Below are 14753 nucleotides of genomic sequence, written 5' to 3' on the forward strand. Positions count from 1 at the left end.
CCGATGAGAAGCATCCGCGTCCGCGCCCGCACACCGCGCACCGGTACCCCCGTGGCGCTCGCCGTGCCCGCGCTGATCGCGATCGCGTTCCTCCTCATGCCGCTGATCGGCATCCTGGCACGCACCTCATGGAGCGACCTCGGTACCCATCTGACCAGCCCGGACGTGACCCTGGCGCTACGGCTTTCGCTGCTGGTCTCCTTCTGGGCCCTGGGCCTTTCGCTGCTCCTGGGGGTGCCGCTGGCCTGGCTGCTCGCGCGGGTCGACTTCCCGGGCAAGACGTTCGTACGCTCACTCGTCCTGCTGCCGATGGTGCTGCCGCCGACCGTCGGCGGAGTGGCACTGCTGCTCGGATTCGGCCGCCGGGGACTGCTCGGCCCCTGGCTGGAGAACACCTTCGGCATCACACTGCCCTTCCACACATCGGGGGCGGTGGTCGCGGCGACCTTCGTGGCGATGCCGTTCCTGGTCATCAGCCTGGAGGGCACGCTCGCCGGGCTGCGCCCCAGCTACGAGGAGACCGCCGCCTCGCTCGGAGCCTCACCGGTCCGGGTGTTCTGCACCGTCACCCTGCCCATGGTCGCGCCGGGACTCGCCGCGGGCGCCGCGCTGACCTGGGCGCGGGCGCTCGGCGAGTTCGGGGCGACCATCACCTTCGCCGGGAACCTCCCCGGCACCACGCAGACCCTGCCGCTGCAGGTGTATCTGCTGCTGCAGGACTCTCCCGAGGCCGCGACCTCGGTATCGCTCCTGCTGCTCGTCATCGCGATGGCCGTCCTGGTGGCCCTGCGCGGGCGGTGGACCGGCGCGACGGCCGAGCGGACCAGGAAGCCCGCACCGGTGGACGAAACCGAGCAGCCGCCGCCGGGATTCGCGCAGCCCGCTTCCGCACCGTCCGCCGCCGAACCGGCGGGCGGGCTCTCCAAGTCCCGTACGGCGCAGGAGCGGTGGCCGCTGCACGCGGTCGTCACCGGCTTCAACGAGCTGACCCTCGAAGCGGATCCGGGCACCACCATCGCCGTAGTCGGCCCCAACGGCGCCGGCAAGACCACCCTGCTGCGTGCCCTCCTCGGTCTCACCCCGCGCGCCCGCGCTGAACTGCGGCTCGGCGACACCGACGTCAGCCCGCTGCCGCCGCACCGCCGCGGGGTTGCCTGGGTCCCTCAGGACGGGGCGCTCTTCCCGCACTTGAGCGCGCTCACCAACACCGCCTACGGCCTCCGGTCCCACCGGGTGCCGCGCGCCGAGGCACGCCGGGAGGCCGCCCTGTGGCTGGAGCGGCTCGGCGTCGGCCACCTCGCGGCCCGCAAGCCCTCGCAGCTCTCCGGCGGCCAGGCACAGCGCGTCGCACTCGCCAGGGCGCTCGCCGCCCGCCCCCGCCTGCTGCTCCTCGACGAACCGCTCGCCGCGCTCGACCAGACGACCCGGGCCCACGTCCGGCACACGCTGCGCACCCACCTCAGCGGCTTCGGCGGTGTCTGCCTGATCGTCACCCACGACCCGGTGGAGGCGGTCTCGCTGGCCGACCGGGTCCTCGTCCTCGACGACGGGCGCGCGCTCCAGGACGCACCGCCCGCCGAGGTCACCCGCCACCCGCGGTCGCCGTGGGTGGCCCGGATGCTCGGCCGCAACGCCTGGCCCGGCACCGCGTCCGGCGACGGCCTCTCGCTCACCGGCGGCGGCCGGCTCGTCGTCGCCGACGGGCTCGGCGAGGGCGTCAGGGCGCTGGCGATCATCGCGCCCGAAGCGGTGTCCGTCCACCGCGACAGGCCGACGGGCAGCCCGCGCAACGTCTGGCCCGGCACCGTACGGGAGATCACATCGGCCGGCAGCCGGCTGCGCGTCCTCATCACGTCGGCCGAGGCGCCCGATCTGGTGGCGGAGATCACCCCGCAGGCCGCCGTCGAACTCGGCCTGGCGGACGGCGTACCGGTGTGGACCAGCGTCAAGGCCACCGAGATCACCCTGGTCGAGGTCTGAGGGAGCCCCGCGGTACGCGCGGCCCCCGCGCCGGCCGCGGCACGAGGACGGTTAGCATCCCCTGTGACCCAGATACGCCCGCCCAAGGAGGCGCCGATACGTCGGCGCATACTCGCCGACCTCACCCCGCTGCGCACATCCCCCGACTTCCGGCGGCTCTGGTTCGGCAACACCGTCTCCTGGGTCGGGCAGGGCATGACCGCCCTCGCGATCTCGCTCCAGGTCTACGACCTCACCCGCTCCAGCTTCTCCGTCGGCCTCGTCGGCCTCTTCTCGCTGGTGCCGCTGGTCGTGTTCGGTCTCTACGGCGGGGCTGTCGCCGACACACTCGACCGCCGCAAACTCGGGCTCTACAGCGCCCTCGGCTCCGCGGCCCTCTCGGTGGGGCTCTCGTCGGCCGCGTTCGCCGGATTCCACCATGTCTGGTTCCTGTACGGCATCGTGGCCCTCCAGTCCGTCTGCGCCGCGCTCAACGCCCCCGCCAGGTCCGCCATGATCCCCCGGCTGCTGCCCGCCGGACAGCTGCCCGCGGCCAACGCACTGTCCTCGATGACCAGCACCTTCGGGACACTGATCGGCCCGATGCTCGGCGGCCTCATCGTCGGCTTCTGGGGCTACCAGGCCGCGTATCTGATCGACGCGATCTCCTTCCTGGCCGCCCTGTACGCGATGTGGCGGCTGCCCTCGATGCTTCCCGACCGGGCCCCCGGATCGAAGAGCCGCGCCTCGGTCCTGGACGGGCTGCGCTTCCTGGCGACCCGGCCCAACCTGCGGATGACGTTCTTCTCCGACTTCTGCGCGATGATCCTGGCCCAGCCGCGGGCGCTGTTCCCCGCGGTGGCCGTCCTCTGGTACGGGGGCGACGCCCGCACCACGGGACTGCTGGTGGCGGCGCCCGCGGTGGGCGCGCTGCTCGGCGGGGTCTTCTCCGGCTGGCTGGGCGGCATCCACCGGCACGGGCTTGCGATCGTGCTCGCGGTGGCCGGGTGGGGCCTGGCCATCGCGGTGTTCGGCCTGACCAGGAACCTCTGGCTCGGGCTGGGCTTCCTCGCCCTGGCCGGTGCGGCGGACACCGTGTCCATGGTCTTCCGCAACACGATGATGCAGGTCGCCGCGCCGGACGAGATGCGCGGCAGGCTCCAGGGGGTCTTCATCGTGGTCGTGGCGGGCGGCCCGCGTCTGGGCGACTTCCTCGCGGGCTCGGCGGGCGACCTGGCGACGCCGGGCGTGGCCGTGGTCGGCGGCGGTATCGCCTGTGTCCTCGCGGTCACCGCGCTCGGCCTGACCCGGCGCGGTTTCCTCCGCTACGACGCACGGTCGCCGGTGCCTTAGGGGTCCTTGCGCTATGCCCGTCCGGCCCGGGTCGGACGCTCATAGTGCAAGGCCCCTCAGCGGGGCAGGCGGGTGCCCGCCGGGACCGCGGCTACCGCGCCTCCCACTCCAGGGTGTTCCCCGCCTCGCCCTCCGGCGTCCCGTCGTGGGTGACGGTCAGCCGTACCGGGTCCTCCCGCGCGTCGACCACCACCGAGACCTGCGAGACGCCGCGCACCCGGTGTGCGCGGGCGAGGGCCCGGCGCAGGGCGGCCAGCAGTTCCTCGCCCGCCTGGTCGGTGACCCGCGAGTCCACCGGACCGAGGAAGTGCACCGACGGGGCGAAGCCCAGCAGCACCCGAGCGCCGTCCGTGTCCCGCAGCACCCGGCCGCGCAGCGTCGACGGCGCGTCCGCGGGCTGCTGCTGGAGAGCGAAGATCGCGGTCCTGACATCCTGGATCGTCGAGTCGAGTTCGTCGACCGCCCGGCCGAGCAGCTCGCCGAGCTCGGTGCCGGCCGCCCGCCGCTTGGCCGACTCCAGCATCATCTCCGTCGCGAAGAGCCGCTGGACGACGAGGTCGTGGAGATCGCGGGCGATCCGGTCGCGGTCCTCGTACACCGCGAGCCGCTCGCGATTCTGCTGCGCGTCGGCCAGTACCAGCGCGAGCGCGGCCTGTGAGGCGAACTGCAGAGCCAGCGTCCGGTCCGCCGCGTTGTAGGGGCGGCCGCTGCGCCGCCGCGGCAGCGCGAGCGTGCCGATCAGCTTGCCGCCGCTCTGCAGCGGCAGCATCATGCTCGGCCCGAAACGGGCCCGCACCAGGGTGGTCATCCGGGGATCGGTCGACGAGTCCTCGATGTACACCGGGTCCCCGTTGAGCAGCTGTACGAGTACGGGGGAGCCCGGCGCGATCGTGGTCCCGATGAGGTCGCCCGGGTCCTCGAAGGTGGAGGCGGCGACGATCTCCATGCCGCCGGCATCGGTGGGCAGCAGCACCACACCGGCGACCGCGTCGGCGAGGCCCCGGGCCTGTTCGGCGACCGTGGTCAGCGCGTCGGTCGCGCTCTCACCGGTGAGCAGCGCGTTGGTGACGGCCGCCGCGCCCTTGATCCAGCGCTCCCGGAGCCTGGCCGTGTCGTACAGCCGGGTGTTGCCGATCGCGATGCCCGCCTGTGCGGCGAGCACCCGGAGCAGCCCCTCGTCGTCCTCGTCGAAGTCCCCCTCGCGCTTCCCGGCCAGATGCAGGGTCCCGACGGTCTGATGGTGCACACGGACGGAGAGCCGCAGCAGCCCGCGGGTGCCGTCGGGAAGACCGATCAGGGCGTCCCCGTCGTCGCCGGTCGTGAACAGCTCGGCCAGCCGGTCGCGCTCGGGGTCGACGACCCCGAGCGCCCCGCTCCGCGCGCCCGTCAGCCGGATCGCTGAGTCCACGATGTGCTGGAGCGTGCCGCGCAGTTCGAGATCGGTGCCGACGCCCAGTACCGCTTCGAGGAGCAGCGGCAGCCGTGTGTCGTCGGTCATCGTGTCCCCCGGTCCGGTTGTCGCAGGCCCTGCGGTGCCGCTCGGAGGTGGGCGCGGCAGCCCGTCCGCCGAACGCTCACCCGGCCGGTCAGCTGGTCAGCGGGGCCAGCGTCATGGGTTCGATCTTCCCCTCGAGCATCGCGCCGAGACCGAGGACCGTGCAGATGTCGGGCCGCTCGGCGACGTTCACGGGCATCCCCGTCGCGTTGCGCAGCATCTGTTCGAGGCCCGGGAGCAGTGCGCTCCCGCCGACCATCATGATGCCTCGGTCCGACAGGTCGGCCACCAGATCCGGCGGGCAGCCGCGCAGTACCCGGCCGATGCCGTCGAGTACGGCGGTCAGCGGGGTGTTGATGGCCTCCCGTACCGCCGCTGTCTCGACCCGGACCGAACGGGCGAGGCCGGTGGCCACGTCCCTGCCGTGGATCTCGGTGGACTCGGGCCCGTCCAGGAAGAGCCCGTTGCCGCTGAGCGCCAGCTGCAGGGGGCGTACGGACTGGCTCGGCAGCAGCAGCTCGTGGTGCTGGCGCAGGTGCTGCACGACGGCGCGGTCGATGGCCTCGCCGCCGACCGGGATCCGCTCCGCGGTGACGATCGAACCGAGCGAGAGCACGGCGATCTGGGTGGTCGCCGCACCGCAGACCATGATCATGGTGGCCGTCGGCTGCTCGACGGGGAGCCCGCAGCCGACGGCCGCGGCGATCAGGGTGTCGACCAGCTCGACCCGCCGGGCACCGAGACCGACGAGGGTCTCGACCGTGGCGCGCTGTGCCAGCGGGTCGGACTCGTGCGGGGTGCACGCGGCGGCGCGCAGGTTCGGGGTGCGCCGCAGCCTGCGCCGCAGCTTGTCGCCGAGCAGCTGGCCCAGCATGCGCCGGGCCATGTCGATGTCGACGACGGTGCCGCCCGATACGGGGCGCACCACCCGGATGTAGCCGGGGGTGCGGCCGGTCATCTGCTCGGCGAAGGTTCCGACGGCGAGCAGGGAGCCCGTCCGGGTGTTCACCGCGGCGACACTCGGCTCGTCCACGACGAGACCCATGCCCTTGACGAACACCCGGGTCCGCGCGGCCCCGAGATCGACGGCTACCTGGCAACGGCGCAACTGCTCAAGACTGACGGTCACGGCACGATCTCCCGAGAAATGCAGAGGTGGAGCACCGGCGGAGGCCGGTCCTCATCGCATCGTGCGGCGGCCGTGCAAGGTGCGCGCGCTGGGATGAGCCGGTCGGGTGCCGGGCTGGGCCGGCCGGGTGGTGTGCTGACGTCACTGCCGGAGGGCTGGGGCCGCTGGGCCGCGTCCGTGAAAAGTCTCGTCGTCGCCCGGCGGGCGGGCGCGCGGCGTTGCGGACACGGTCTAACGGGTTGTGCCGGCCGGTTGTACGTCCTGTAGCAGCCCCCAGGTGAAGTCGGCGACGGCGGGGCGTCCGCCGGGCGGTGTGAAGGCGAGCCGCCACCGGGTCGGTGCGGTGCCCTCCATCGGCCGCGCGGGGGCGAAGGCGCGGGCGACCTCGTCCACCGTGCACGACCAGGGCCGCAGGTCATCCGCTGTCCGCAGGACGGGTGCGGGGGCGCCCGGAGCGCGGACCAGCCACTCGTTCCACACCGCGCCGCCGCTCGCGGTCAGCACCTCGAAGCGCAGATCGGGCCAGAGCGGCACCGGCCACTGGAGGGCGTCGCACTCCAGGTCGCCGATCCGCCTGCGGGCGGTTGCCGACGGCTCGCCGAGCACCGAGCGGTAGCGCTGTGCGGCCCCGCGGGACCGGGGGGAGCGGACCATCGCCTGCCAGCGCTTGTTGGCCTCGCGCATCGCGGCGAGCGGGACGCCGAGCTCCTGACGGGCGTCGTAGACGAGGACCGGCTGGTGGTCGGCCATGCGGCGCAGCAGCACCAGCTGGAAGTCGAGCGGCCCGAACGGGGTCTGTGATGGTGCCATGCACCCATCCTGCCCGTACGGCGCGCGCGGCTGCCCCGGTGGTGGGCGACGGCCTGGCCGGACCCCGCGTCCGGGATCTGATGCGCGCGGACGGCCCCTACTCCTGCGGGCGGCCCAGCATCCGCTTCAGCAGGTCCCGCAGCACGGTGCGCTCCCCGGCCGACAGCTCGCCCAGCGGTTCGCGCGCGAAGTCCATCGAGGCGCGCAGCTCCCGGGAGGTCCGCCTGCCGGCGTCGGTGGCGGCCGCGAGCTTGACCCGGCGGTCGGCGGGGTCGGGGCGCCGCTCGGCCAGGCCGCGCGCTTCGAGCCGGTCGACGATCCCCGTGACGTTCGACGGCTCGCACTTCAGATGTCCGGCGAGCCGGCGCATGGGCATCGCCTCGATGGACAGCAGACCCAGTACCCGTGCCTGGGCCCCCGTGAGGGAGTGCAGGGCCGCGGCTTCGTCGTACTCCTCGTAGTACCGGGCGACGACGTCACCGATCAGCTCGACGACTTCCAGGGTCAGCGGGTCTGTACGAGTGGCCATGCCCACCATCGTACCTGCATGCTTGACAATCTAAAATATCCAGGCGCATGGTTGTTTCAGACGGTAGATATTTCACGTCATGAAGCTTTGCTCAGGAGGTTGTACCCGATGTCCGCACTCCCCGCGACCGGTCGCGAATGGCACCTCGTCGCCCGTCCGAACGGCTGGCCCACCCCGGCGGACTTCGCCCTGCGCGAGGCCCCGGTGTCCGAACCGGCCGAGGGCCGGATCCTGGTCCGCAACCTCTACTTCTCGGTCGACCCGTACATGCGCGGCCGGATGAACGACGTGAAGTCGTACACGCCGCCCTTCCAGCTCGACAAGCCGATGGAGGGCGGCGCGGTCGGCGAGGTCGTCGCGTCGAACGCCGACGGCTTCGCGGTGGGCGACCACGTCCTGCACGGGCTCGGCTGGCGTGAGTACGCGCACGTGCCCGCCAAGCACGCCACCAAGGTCGACCCCTCGGCCGCCCCGCTCTCCGCCTACCTCGGAGTGCTCGGCATGACGGGCCTCACGGCCTACGCCGGCCTCTTCGACGTCGCCTCCTTCAAGGAGGGCGAGACGGTCTTCGTCTCCGGCGCCGCGGGAGCCGTCGGCAGCCAGGTCGGCCAGATGGCCCGCATCAAGGGCGCCGCGCGCGTCATCGGCTCGGCGGGGTCCGACGAGAAGGTCAAGCACCTCGTCGACGACCTCGGCTTCGACGCGGCGTTCAACTACAAGAGCGGCCCTGTGTCGGACCAGCTGCGGAAGGCCGCACCGGACGGCATCGACGTCTACTTCGACAACGTCGGCGGCGAGCACCTCGAAGCGGCCCTCACCTCGTTCAACGTGCACGGCCGCGCCACGATCTGCGGAATGATCTCGCAGTACAACAACACCGAGGCGGCCCCGGCCCCGCGCAACCTCGCGCTGGTCATCGGCAAGCGGCTGCGGCTGCAGGGGATGCTCGTCGGGGACCACGCCGCGCTCCAGCCGCAGTTCGTCAAGGACGTCGCCGGGTGGATCGCCTCCGGTGAGCTGAAGTACCAGGAAACGGTCGTCGAAGGGGTCGAGCAGGGCGTCGAGGCGTTTCTCGGTCTGCTCCGCGGTGAGAACACCGGGAAGATGATCGTCGCCGTCAACCAGTAGGCTCGGCTCCAGGCCGCCGCGGTCGTGGGCGCGAGTCGCGGCGTACACAACAGAAGGAACTCTCATGGCTATCCAGAAGATCGATGTCGCGTACACCGCTGTCGCCACCGCCGAGAACGGCCGTGACGGCCGGGTCTCGTCCAACGACGGCAACCTCGACGTCGTCGTCAACCCGCCGAAGGAGATGGGCGGAAGCGGTGCGGGCACCAACCCGGAGCAGCTCTTCGCCGCCGGTTACAGCGCCTGCTTCCAGGGTGCGCTCGGTGTCGTCGCCCGCCAGGAGAAGGCCGACATCTCCGGCTCGACCGTGACCGCGGCCGTCTCCATCGGCAAGACCGAGGCGGGCGGCTTCGGCCTGGAGGTCACCATCACGGCCTCCATCCCGAACGTCGACACCGCCACCGCGCAGTCGCTGATCGAGAAGGCCCACCAGGTGTGCCCCTACTCGAACGCGACCCGCGGCAACATCAAGGTCGACCTGGCCGTCGCCTGACCAGGACCGCTTGATCCCGGCTCCGGCCGGGACGCGAAGGGCCGCACCCGCTCCGGCGGGGGCGGCCCTTTGTCCGTACAGCGGGTGGTTCGGGCGTATTCCGTCGCCGGGCCCGGCCCTCTGCGGCCATTGCCCGCCGAACTGGGCTGTGCGTACCGTGTGTTCGTGATCCCGACCATCGGCCGGAGTTTCGAACGGTGCAGTACCGAACAGAAGGGTTGGGTGGACCACCATGGGACGACTGGTCCCGGCGGTGACCAGGGCGCTGGACATACTGGAGCTCTTCCTCGAGGGGGACGGCTCGCTGTCCGCGCCCGATGTGACCCGCAGGCTTCAGCTGCCGCGCACCACCGTGCACGAACTGCTCACCACCCTCGCGGCCCGCGCCTACCTGGTGCCGGTCCCCGAGCAGCCCGGCCACTACCGGCTCGGCGTACGCACGTACCAGCTCGGCAGCCGGTACGCGGAACAGCTCGACCTCGCCGCGGAAGGGCAGCAGGTCGCGCGTGAGGTCGCCCAGACCTGCGACGAGACCGTCCATGTCGCCGTCCTGGAGGACGCCGACGTCATCTACATCGCGAAGGTCGACTCCACCCACGCCGTCCGGATGGTCTCGGGCGCCGGACGGCGGCTGCCCGCGCACTGCACCTCCGTCGGCAAGATGCTGCTCGCCTCGCTGCCCGACGCCGAGCTGACCGCGCGGATATCGGGGCGGGAGCTCACCGCGATGACGCCCGACAGCGTGACCGACCCCGCCGTCCTGCGGGAGGCGCTCGCCGTGGTCCGCGAGCGCGGTGTCGCGGTCGAACACCGCGAGTCCAACCCGGATGTGAACTGCGTGGCCGCACCGGTGCGCGACAGCGCCGGGACGGTCGTCGCCGCACTCTCCATCTCGGTACCGGTGATCCGCTGGAGCGAGGAGCGCGAGAGCGAGCTGGAAAAGCTGGCTCTGGGGGGAGCCGCCGAACTCTCCACCCGCCTCGGCCACCGGGGGCCCGCGTGAGGCAGGCCGATGTGGCGGTACGCGAGCGGGCCGTGCTGGGCGAGGGCCCGACCTGGGACGCGGCGGCCGGCCGGCTGATCTGGGTGGACATCCTCTCCGCGCGCATCCACACCTACGATCCGGCTACCGGCCGCCGCACGGTCATGGCGACCGAACAGCACGTCGGGGCCGCGAAGCCGCGCGCAACCGGAGGCCTGGTGGCGAACCTCAGGGACGGTGTGGGGCTCTACGCGGCCGACGGCGCCTTCTCCTGGCTGGTGCACGACCCGGTGCCGGGGCGGCGGGCCAACGACGCGGCGGTCGCTCCGGACGGCGCGCTCTGGGCCGGGACCATGCGCTACGCGGAGGGGGGAACCGGCGGCGGAACACTGAGCCGGATCGCACCGGACGGCGCGGTCTCCGGGACACTGCCGGTCAGTGTCTCCAACGGCACGGGCTGGAGCCCCGACGGCTCCCTCATGTACTACGTCGACACCCCGACCCGGCGCATCGACGTCTTCGACTTCGACGGTGAACTCCCGCACAGCCGGCGCGAGTTCGTCTCGTTCGAGCCTGCTGCCGGTTTCCCGGACGGGCTCACCGTCGACGCGGAGGGCTGCGTCTGGGTGGCGCTCTGGGACGGCTCGGCCGTCCGCCGCTACACCCCGGCCGGTGCCCTGGACCGTACGGTCGCACTGCCCGTGCGGCGCCCCACCGCCTGCGCGTTCGGCGGACGGGACCTTCGCGACCTCTACATCAGTACGGCCCGCGGCGGACTTCCCGCCCCGCACCCGCTCTCCGGCTCGCTGCTGGTCGTCCCCGGCGCGGGACAGGGCCTGCCGCAGCCGTCCTTCGCGGGCTGAGGAGAGGAAAGCGCTGTGCCCCGCAGGCCTTCTGCGGGGCACAGCGGCGAAAGCCCTTGCCGGGCAACGGAGCTACGAGCCGACCCGGCGCTTGTTGTAGACGTCGAAGCCGACCGCTGCCAGCAGCACCAGGCCCTTGATGACCTGCTGGTAGTCGCTGCCGATACCGACCAGGGACATGCCGTTGTTCAGCACTCCGAGCACCAGGCCGCCGATGATGGCACCGAAGACCGTGCCGACACCGCCGCTCATCGACGCGCCGCCGATGAACGAGGCGGCGATGGCTTCCAGTTCGAAGTTCACGCCGGCATTGGGCGTACCCGCGTTGAGGCGGGCCGCGAAGACGATGCCGGCGAGCGCGGCCAGCACGCCCATGTTCACGAAGACCAGGAAGGTCACCCGCTTGTCCTTGACGCCGGACAGCTTGGCCGCGGGCTGGTTGCCGCCGAGTGCGTACACATGGCGTCCGACGACCGCGTTGCGCATCACGAAGCCGAGGCCGATGAGCAGGGCCGCCAGCAGCAGCAGTACCACCGGCACGCCGCGGTAGCTCGCGAGTGTCATGGTGAAGGCCACCACGGCCGCCACCATGGCCGTGCACTTGGTGAGGAAGACGCCGCGCGGGAGGACGTCGAGCTCGTACTCCTTCTCCCGGCGCCGTGAGCGGACCTCCTGCACCAGCACGACCACGATCAGTACGAGTCCCAGCAGGAGCGTGAGGTTGTGGTAGTTCGTGTCCGGGCCCACCGCGGGCAGGTATCCGGTGGAGATCTTCTGGAACCCCTCGGGGAACGGACTCAGCGACTGTGAACCGAGCAGGATCTGGGTGGCGCCCCGGAAGATCAGCATCCCCGCGAGTGTGACGATGAAGGAGGGTATCCCCACATACGCGATCCAGAAGCCCTGCCAGGCCCCGGCGACCGCGCCGATGAGCAGCGCCACGACCAGCGCGAGCACCCAGGGGACCTTGTGCTCGACCATCATCACGGCACAGGCCGCGGAGACGAAGGCAGCCAGGGAGCCGACGGAGAGGTCGATGTGGCCCGCGATGATGACGATCATCATCCCGATGGCAAGAACCAGGATGTAGCTGTTCTGGAGGACCAGGTTGGTGACGTTGTTCGGCTTGAGCAGCACGCCTCCGGTCCAGATCTGGAAGAGGACGACGATCAGGCCGAGCGCGATCAGCATCCCGTACTGACGCATGTTGCGGCGCGCGGCGTCCAGCAGGAGGGCTCCGGTGGTGGAGCGCGGGGAGGGCGGCGCCGGCGGAGCGCCCTTCGGGGTGTCGGTGGCGACGGGACCCATGGCGGCTACCTCTTGTCCGTGGTCATGTGGCGCATCAGCACTTCCTGGTTCGCTTCCGCCCGCGCGACCTCACCGGTGAGCCGGCCGGCCGCCATCGTGTAGATGCGGTCGCACATGCCGAGCAGTTCGGGGAGTTCGGACGAGATGAAGACGACGGCTCTGCCCTCTGCGGCGAGCTGGTCGATGACGGTGTAGATCTCGTACTTGGCGCCGACGTCGATACCGCGCGTCGGCTCGTCGAGGATGAGCACATCCGGCCCCGCGAAGATCCACTTGCTGAGGACGACCTTCTGCTGATTGCCGCCGGACAGCCGCCCGACCTGCTCGAAGACGGTCGGGGCCTTGATGTTCATGGAGCGGCGGTACGACTCGGCGACCCGGGTCTCCTCGTGCTCGTCGACCACACCGCGCCGGGAGACCTTCGACAGGGCGCTCATGGTGATGTTGCGGCTGATGGTGTCGATGAGATTGAGGCCGTACTGCTTGCGGTCCTCGGTGACATAGGCGATGCCGTGCCGGACCGCCTCGGGCACGGTTCTGGTGCGGATCTCCCGGCCGTCCTTGAGTACGGTGCCGCTGATGCTGCGCCCGTACGAACGGCCGAAGAGACTCATCGCGAGTTCGGTACGGCCGGCGCCCATCAGCCCGGCGATGCCGACGATCTCGCCCCTGCGCACGTGCAGCGAGACGTCGTCCACCACCTTGCGCTGCTGGTCGATGGGGTGGTGGGCGGTCCAGCCCCGCACTTCGAGCGCGGGGTGCGCGCCCGGATCACCTGTGTATGGGGTGCGTTCGGGGAAGCGGTGGTCGAGGTCGCGGCCGACCATGCCCCTGATGATCCGGTCCTCGGTCGTCTCGGGGGCCTTCACGTCGAGGGTCGCGATGGTGCGGCCGTCCCGGATGATGGTGACGGAGTCAGCGACCGCCGAGATCTCGTTGAGCTTGTGCGAGATGATGATCGAGGTGATGCCCTGCTGCTTCAACTCGATGATGAGGCGGAGCAGTTGCGCGGAGTCGTCGTCGTTCAGGGCCGCGGTCGGCTCGTCCAGGATGAGGAGCTTCACCTCCTTGGACAGTGCCTTGGCGATCTCCACCAGCTGCTGTTTGCCGACCCCGATGTCCGCGACCCTGGTCTGCGGATGCTCGCGGAGACCGACCCGTTTGAGCAGCCTCGCGGCGTGCTTCAGCGTCTCGTTCCAGCTGATGACACCCCGGGTGGCGTGCTCGTTGCCGAGGAAGATGTTCTCGGCGATCGACAGATAGGGGATGAGCGCCAGCTCCTGGTGGATGATGACGATCCCGCGCTCCTCACTGCCCCGGATGTCCCGGAAAGCGCAGTCCTCGCCCCGGAAGAGGATGTCCCCCTCGTAACTCCCGTGCGGATGAACACCGCTGAGCACCTTCATCAGCGTCGACTTGCCCGCGCCGTTCTCCCCGCAGATGGCGTGCACCTCACCCTCCGCGACGGTCAGCGACACATCGGAGAGGGCCCGGACACCCGAAAACGTCTTGACGATCGAGCGCATCTCCAGGACCGGCGTGGCGCTCACCGCGGGCTTCGCGGTGCCTTCCGGGGCCCGCGTGCCGCCGCTCACTTCAGCTCACTCGCCTTGATGTAGCCGGAATCGACCAGCTGCGCGCGGTAGTTGGACTTGTCGACGCTGACGGGCCTGAGGAGATAGGCGGGGACGATCTTCTTCTCGTTGTTGTAGGTGGTTGTGTCGTTCACCTGCGGCTTCTTCTTGTTGAGCATCGCGTCGGCCATCTGTACGGCCTGCTTGGCGAGCGCCCTGGTGTCCTTGTAGACGGTCTGGGTCTGCTGGCCCGCGATGATCGACTTCACCGATGCCACCTCGGCGTCCGACCCGGTGACGACCGGATACGGCTTGGCGGGCGTCCCGTAGCCGTCCGACTTCAGCGAGGACAGGATGCCGATGGATATCCCGTCGTACGGCGAGAGGACCGCGTCCACCCGGGCCGACGCGTACGACTTGGTGAGCAGGTCGTCCATCCGCTTCTGCGCGGTGGCGCCGTCCCAGCGCAGCGTGGTGAGCTGGTCGAGCCTGGTCTGCCCGCTCCGCACGACGAGCTGCTTCTTGTCGATGTAGGGCTTGAGCGTCTTCATCGCGCCGTTGAAGAAGTAGCGGGTGTTGTTGTCGTCGGGGGAGCCCGCGAACAGCTCGATGTTGAACGGGCCCTTCTTGCCCTTCCTGAGCCCCAGTTTGTCGATGAGGTACGTCGCCTGCAGGACACCCACCTTCTCGTTGTCGAAGGAGGCGTAGTAGTCGACGTTCGGGGTGCCGAGGATCAGACGGTCGTAGGAGACCACCTTGATGTGCTGGTCGGCGGCCTGCTGGAGGACATCGGTGAGGGCCTTGCCGTCGATGGCCGCGATCACCAGGACGTCGGCCCCCTTGGTGATCATGTTCTCGATCTGCGACACCTGGTGGTCGACGTCGTCCTCGCCGTACTGGAGATCCGTCTTGTAGCCCAGGGCCTTGAACTGCTTGACCATGTTGGTTCCGTCGGCGATCCAGCGCTCGGACGACTTGGTCGGCATGGCGATCCCGATGGTGGAGCCCTTGCCACCGCTCTTGGTCTCCTTGCTGCCGCCCTCGCTGCTCTGCCCGCAGGCGGTGAGAGCGAGGACCAGGGATCCGGCGACGAGGGTGAACGCGGCTCGGCGGGTGTGGCGCATGGCGGT

General features: G+C 70.8%; 13 protein-coding genes. 6 read left to right on the top strand and 7 right to left on the bottom strand.

Annotated features, from left to right (window positions below):
- Positions 1 to 3 precede the first annotated feature (3 nt).
- Both OG584_RS24875 and OG584_RS24880 read left to right on the top strand, forming a co-directional pair.
- A complete protein-coding gene (locus tag OG584_RS24875; protein ID WP_405781042.1) occupies positions 4 to 1980 on the top strand; it encodes an ABC transporter permease in 1977 nt (658 codons plus the stop codon).
- A gap of 63 nt (positions 1981 to 2043) precedes the next feature.
- Complete coding sequence (locus OG584_RS24880) at positions 2044 to 3312, top strand: MFS transporter (protein ID WP_405781044.1); 1269 nt, start codon at positions 2044 to 2046, stop codon at positions 3310 to 3312.
- A gap of 91 nt (positions 3313 to 3403) precedes the next feature.
- On the opposite strand, the gene OG584_RS24885 is transcribed toward OG584_RS24880, so the two are convergent.
- The 4 genes from OG584_RS24885 to OG584_RS24900 form a co-directional block, all read right to left on the bottom strand.
- Complete coding sequence (locus OG584_RS24885; RefSeq protein ID WP_405781045.1) at positions 3404 to 4810, bottom strand: GAF domain-containing protein; 1407 nt, start codon at positions 4808 to 4810, stop codon at positions 3404 to 3406.
- 88 nt (positions 4811 to 4898) lie between these two features.
- Positions 4899 to 5936 carry a rod shape-determining protein gene (locus OG584_RS24890; RefSeq protein ID WP_405781047.1) on the bottom strand — a complete coding sequence of 346 codons (1038 nt, stop codon included), beginning with the start codon at positions 5934 to 5936 and terminating at the stop codon, positions 4899 to 4901.
- Between the two features lie 231 nt (positions 5937 to 6167).
- The gene (locus tag OG584_RS24895) at positions 6168 to 6746 is read right to left on the bottom strand and encodes a hypothetical protein (RefSeq protein ID WP_405781049.1); all 579 of its coding nucleotides are present in this window, start codon (positions 6744 to 6746) and stop codon (positions 6168 to 6170) included.
- Positions 6747 to 6843: 97 nt separating this feature from the next.
- Entirely contained in the window at positions 6844 to 7275 is a 432-nt protein-coding gene (locus OG584_RS24900) for a MarR family winged helix-turn-helix transcriptional regulator (RefSeq protein WP_405781051.1), read from the bottom strand.
- Between the two features lie 108 nt (positions 7276 to 7383).
- Between OG584_RS24900 and OG584_RS24905 the strand changes: the two genes are divergently transcribed.
- The 4 genes from OG584_RS24905 (at position 7384) to OG584_RS24920 (ending at position 10741) form a co-directional block, all read left to right on the top strand.
- On the top strand, positions 7384 to 8403 hold the full coding sequence (locus tag OG584_RS24905; RefSeq protein ID WP_405781052.1) for an NADP-dependent oxidoreductase: 1020 nt from the start codon (positions 7384 to 7386) through the stop codon (positions 8401 to 8403).
- 64 nt (positions 8404 to 8467) lie between these two features.
- On the top strand, positions 8468 to 8896 hold the full coding sequence (locus OG584_RS24910) for an organic hydroperoxide resistance protein (RefSeq protein ID WP_405781053.1): 429 nt from the start codon (positions 8468 to 8470) through the stop codon (positions 8894 to 8896).
- A 232-nt stretch (positions 8897 to 9128) separates the two neighbouring features.
- A complete protein-coding gene (locus OG584_RS24915) occupies positions 9129 to 9899 on the top strand; it encodes an IclR family transcriptional regulator (protein ID WP_405781054.1) in 771 nt (256 codons plus the stop codon).
- Positions 9896 to 10741 carry an SMP-30/gluconolactonase/LRE family protein gene (locus OG584_RS24920; RefSeq protein WP_405781056.1) on the top strand — a complete coding sequence of 282 codons (846 nt, stop codon included), beginning with the start codon at positions 9896 to 9898 and terminating at the stop codon, positions 10739 to 10741. Before OG584_RS24915 ends, OG584_RS24920 begins: the two co-directional genes overlap by 4 nt.
- A 72-nt stretch (positions 10742 to 10813) precedes the next feature.
- Here the strand turns inward: OG584_RS24920 and mmsB are convergent, their stop codons facing one another.
- The 3 genes from mmsB to chvE form a co-directional block, all read right to left on the bottom strand.
- Entirely contained in the window at positions 10814 to 12049 is a 1236-nt protein-coding gene (mmsB, locus tag OG584_RS24925; protein WP_405781058.1) for a multiple monosaccharide ABC transporter permease, read from the bottom strand.
- A 5-nt stretch (positions 12050 to 12054) separates the two neighbouring features.
- A complete protein-coding gene (gene mmsA / locus OG584_RS24930; protein WP_405784264.1) occupies positions 12055 to 13575 on the bottom strand; it encodes a multiple monosaccharide ABC transporter ATP-binding protein in 1521 nt (506 codons plus the stop codon).
- Between the two features lie 65 nt (positions 13576 to 13640).
- Positions 13641 to 14747 carry a multiple monosaccharide ABC transporter substrate-binding protein gene (chvE, locus tag OG584_RS24935; protein WP_405784265.1) on the bottom strand — a complete coding sequence of 369 codons (1107 nt, stop codon included), beginning with the start codon at positions 14745 to 14747 and terminating at the stop codon, positions 13641 to 13643.
- Positions 14748 to 14753: the final 6 nt, after the last annotated feature.

Source organism: Streptomyces sp. NBC_00859, from assembly GCF_045161865.1.
In the GTDB taxonomy this organism is placed as follows: Bacteria; Actinomycetota; Actinomycetes; order Streptomycetales; family Streptomycetaceae; genus Streptomyces.

Excerpts from the sequence above, each read along its gene's own strand:
- OG584_RS24875 (WP_405781042.1), top strand. The coding sequence starts at position 4 with ATGAGAAGCATCCGCGTCCGCGCCCGCACACCGCGCACCGGTACCCCC.
- OG584_RS24885 (WP_405781045.1), bottom strand. The coding sequence starts at position 4,810 with ATGACCGACGACACACGGCTGCCGCTGCTCCTCGAAGCGGTACTGGGC.
- OG584_RS24895 (WP_405781049.1), bottom strand. The coding sequence starts at position 6,746 with ATGGCACCATCACAGACCCCGTTCGGGCCGCTCGACTTCCAGCTGGTG.
- OG584_RS24900 (WP_405781051.1), bottom strand. The coding sequence starts at position 7,275 with ATGGCCACTCGTACAGACCCGCTGACCCTGGAAGTCGTCGAGCTGATC.
- OG584_RS24905 (WP_405781052.1), top strand. The coding sequence starts at position 7,384 with ATGTCCGCACTCCCCGCGACCGGTCGCGAATGGCACCTCGTCGCCCGT.
- OG584_RS24910 (WP_405781053.1), top strand. The coding sequence starts at position 8,468 with ATGGCTATCCAGAAGATCGATGTCGCGTACACCGCTGTCGCCACCGCC.
- OG584_RS24915 (WP_405781054.1), top strand. The coding sequence starts at position 9,129 with ATGGGACGACTGGTCCCGGCGGTGACCAGGGCGCTGGACATACTGGAG.
- mmsB (WP_405781058.1), bottom strand. The coding sequence starts at position 12,049 with ATGGGTCCCGTCGCCACCGACACCCCGAAGGGCGCTCCGCCGGCGCCG.
- mmsA (WP_405784264.1), bottom strand. The coding sequence starts at position 13,575 with ATGCGCTCGATCGTCAAGACGTTTTCGGGTGTCCGGGCCCTCTCCGAT.
- chvE (WP_405784265.1), bottom strand. The coding sequence starts at position 14,747 with ATGCGCCACACCCGCCGAGCCGCGTTCACCCTCGTCGCCGGATCCCTG.